This is a genomic window from Streptomyces sp. NPDC001617 (assembly GCF_053596855.1).
Genome location: NZ_JBSFHA010000191.1, coordinates 1 through 3,266 on the forward strand (window position 1 = coordinate 1; position 3,266 = coordinate 3,266).

The 3,266-nt window shown below is 66.5% G+C and carries 2 protein-coding genes and 2 pseudogenes; 2 read left to right on the top strand and 2 right to left on the bottom strand.

Annotation, left to right across the window (positions count from 1 at the left end; all coding sequences use genetic code 11):
• Positions 1 to 162, top strand: a pseudogene (locus ACWC09_RS52390) (IS630 family transposase); the annotation flags it as partial.
• 961 nt (positions 163 to 1,123) lie between these two features.
• Here ACWC09_RS52390 and ACWC09_RS52395 read toward each other — a convergent pair.
• A pseudogene (locus ACWC09_RS52395) lies at positions 1,124 to 1,660 on the bottom strand (helix-turn-helix domain-containing protein); the annotation flags it as partial.
• A 216-nt stretch (positions 1,661 to 1,876) separates the two neighbouring features.
• Positions 1,877 to 2,329 (bottom strand): iron chaperone, encoded by a 453-nt coding sequence (locus ACWC09_RS52400; RefSeq protein WP_450859378.1) that lies wholly within the window; start codon positions 2,327 to 2,329, stop codon positions 1,877 to 1,879.
• 162 nt (positions 2,330 to 2,491) lie between these two features.
• On the opposite strand from ACWC09_RS52400, the gene ACWC09_RS52405 reads away from it, so the two are divergent.
• A complete protein-coding gene (locus ACWC09_RS52405; protein WP_450859380.1) occupies positions 2,492 to 3,082 on the top strand; it encodes a TetR/AcrR family transcriptional regulator in 591 nt (196 codons plus the stop codon).
• Positions 3,083 to 3,266: the final 184 nt, after the last annotated feature.

The window sequence follows — 3,266 nt, forward strand, 5'->3', positions numbered from 1 at the left end:
GCCGACTTCGCCGCCGCCGACCTCACGCACCTGACCCGCGCCATCAAGCGGAAGCTGAAGAAGATCCAGTACCGGCCGCACCTGATCGTCGGCTGGTTACCGACCACCGGACTGGATCTCGACGGACTGATCGACGAACCGGACATCGCCGATTCAACCTGAGTACGCGTCTGCCACCTGGGGCGTCGACTCGCCCTTGTACACGGCGGTTCTCGACTGGGATCCCCACGAGGGGTGGCGGGTCAACATCGACTGATCTCCGTGCCGTTTCGCCGGCCCGTGGCGCGGTGTTCTCCAGACCCGCTGACGAGGAGCAGGACGGGTACGATTACCGGGCGGTGACCATCGTGCTCCCACATTCGGCCGGCCAGGACGGCGTCGCCCAACGGGTCGCCCTGGTCCTGGGCCGGGTGGTCTCCCTTGCGCGAAGCACGCGGCTGTCCCACAAGGCCGGAGCGGTTCACGGTCGACACGTCGGCCGCCGTTTTTCTCGGTCTCGGCTTCGAGGAGCTGAGACTTCCCCGAATCTGGGGTGCGCGATCACCTCTCAACGAGGCCTCTGCGAAGACAATGACGGCAGCTGGCATGATCGAAGAAGACATCGTCCGAGAACACATCCTCCAGGCTGGACAGTGGAGGGACTCGGTAGCGCACGCCATCCTTGACCATGAATGGGCGCCGATCTCGCGGACTCCCTAACCTGGTCTGCCCTTGCGGCGTGGCGGAGGCGCTCAGGCGGCGGTTCGTGAGCTGATGTCCGTTGCGGACTTGGTTACTGCTTCTTGCTGAAGGTGCCGGGCTCGGCCTCGGTGAGGATTCCTAGTGTGACCAGGCGTTTCATCTTGGCGCGGGTGCCTTCGACGTGTTTCGGCAGGAGCTCGAAGTCGAGGGCCTGGCAGATGTCGCGGGCCCTCAGTGGGCCGGTGGTGTCGTTGAAGACGGCGAGGATGCGCGGGTAGTCCGGGTGCTCGGGCAGTTCCAGACTTGCTGATGGGTCGGCGCTCTGGGCCGGGATTCGATCGGCGAGGCCGGTGATGGTCGTGCGGGCGATGGCGAGGTGTTCCAGACCTAGTTCGGCCTCACGGAGTTGGGTCTGCAGGGCGTCGATCTGGGTGCGGAGGTCGTCGCCCAGGGCCCGGGCGGCGTCTTCCTGAAGGTCGAGTGCCTGGGCGGCATAGTCGGGATCGCGGGAGGTCTTCCAGGTATTCACGCGTTGAAACGAGACGCCCTCCTCACGAAGCAGGACCCGAAGGCCCTCGTGGCTGATGTCGTCGACCACTCCCTCGGAGACCAGGAAGTCGGCCAGCGTGGCCAGGCTCCAGGTCGAAAACGGCAGGCCGTGTTCGGCAGGCTTGGCCTTGGCGATCTTCTTGATCTCGCGGCGTTCCGAGAGGGTGAAGGTCTTGGGCCGCCCGCCCTTGTACTGGGGGTAGAGCGAGTCGAAGCCGTCGGTGTTGAAGTTGTGGATCACGTCCCGGATCCGGTCCGCGCTGGTGACGGTGACCTCGGCGATCTTCGCCCCGGGCATGCCCTGGGCGGACAGCAGCACTATCTGGGCCCGCCGCCAGGTCACCACCGACCCGGTGCCCCTGCGGATGATCCGCAGCAGCCGTCTGCCCTCGGCGTCATCGATCTCGCGGACCCGCACTCGCTCTGCCATCGGCCCAGCCTGGCGCACGCGCGCCGTCCGAAGCGGCACCCGGACGGCGCGTCACATCTGCGACTGAGCATGAAGTTGGCAGGATTTGCCACCTGCTGTGGTCAGCCCGGCGCCTCGACGTCGTCAGTGAAGGCACGCAGCAGATGCTGTACCAGCAGCGCCAGGCCGCCGAGCACGCTAGGGTGCCACAGGCCCAGCCCGTTCACCGGGCGCGCCTTAGCTCACCGCCTGTTTCACGAGCGCACCGATCCGCGCCTCCACCTCAGCCGTCACCTCGGTCAGGGCGAAACCGGCCGCCCACATCGTGCCCTCGTCCAGCTTCGCCTGGTCGCTGAACCCGAGCGTCGCGTAGCGCGCCTTGAACTTCTCCGCGCTCTGGAAGAAGCACACGACCTTGCCGTCCAGCGCGTAGGCGGGCATCCCGTACCAGAGCTTCGGCGCGAGGGCCGGGGCGCTGGCTGTGATGACGCCATGGACCCGCTCAGCCATGATCCGGTCCGAGTCCTGCATCTCGGCGATCTTCGCGAGCACGTCCCGCTCCGCCTCCGCCGCCTTGTCCGCGCGCGAGCTGCGGCGGGCTGCCGTCTTCAGCTCTTGGGCGTGGTCCTTCATCGCGGCCCGCTCCTCGGCCGTGAATCCCTCGTGCGTGCTGCTTTCGGTGCTGCTCATGACAGATCTCCCTTTGAGGGTCTGATGTGCTGGATCTTGGGCGCGTGGGTGGCGACGTGCCGCCACATCCGACATCGGCACGCGACGTGCCGATCGATTCTGAATACTGCGTGCAGCCCTCGACATTGTCAACGGCACGCCATGTGCCGTTAGGATGGCGGCATGACCGACACGCCCGCCACGCCGAGACGCCGAGGCGCCGCGCGCACCGAAGAGCTGCTGCAGGTAACCCTCGATCTGGCTGCGGAGGTCGGATACGCGGGCCTGAGCATCGAGGCGGTCGGCCGAAGGGCCGGGGTCGGAAAACATACGATCTACCGGCGCTGGCCGTCCATGGCGGCGCTGCTGCTCGACGCGCTCAGCCGCGTGTGGACCAGCGACCTGGACTACCGCGACACCGGGGACGTCCGCGCGGATTTGCGCGAACAGTTCCTACGCTCGGGCCTCGCCCTCTCCAGCCCGCCGATCGGCCCCGTCTACCGCGCAGTCATCGCCGAGGCGCAGGCCGATTCAACGCTGCGGGCGACCCTGCACGAACGATTCCTGGTCACCGTCGAGCAGAGCACCCTCGACCGAATCACCCGCGCCCAGCGCACCGGTGAACTGACCGCGGAAGCGAATCTGGAATTCGCCGCCGAGGTGCTGTGCGGCACGCTGTACTACCGCAGCCTGCTGTCAACCCGCCCCATCGACGAGGACGCGGTCGACGGACTGCTGGACATGTTCATGGCCGCCTACGGAACCAGCAATTAGGACTCGACCGCACAAGTCGGACCTACTCTCCCGATCCGAGGACCGTACAGGTCACAACCGCACAACAGGGCGAAGGTTGTCTGATGCGGCACTAGTAGTGCTCCGTTAGGTCTGTCTCGCGGTGCTGTTTGGGGGCATGGTCAGGGTGTGGACGCACATGAAGTGAACCGTGCTCGGGCGAAGT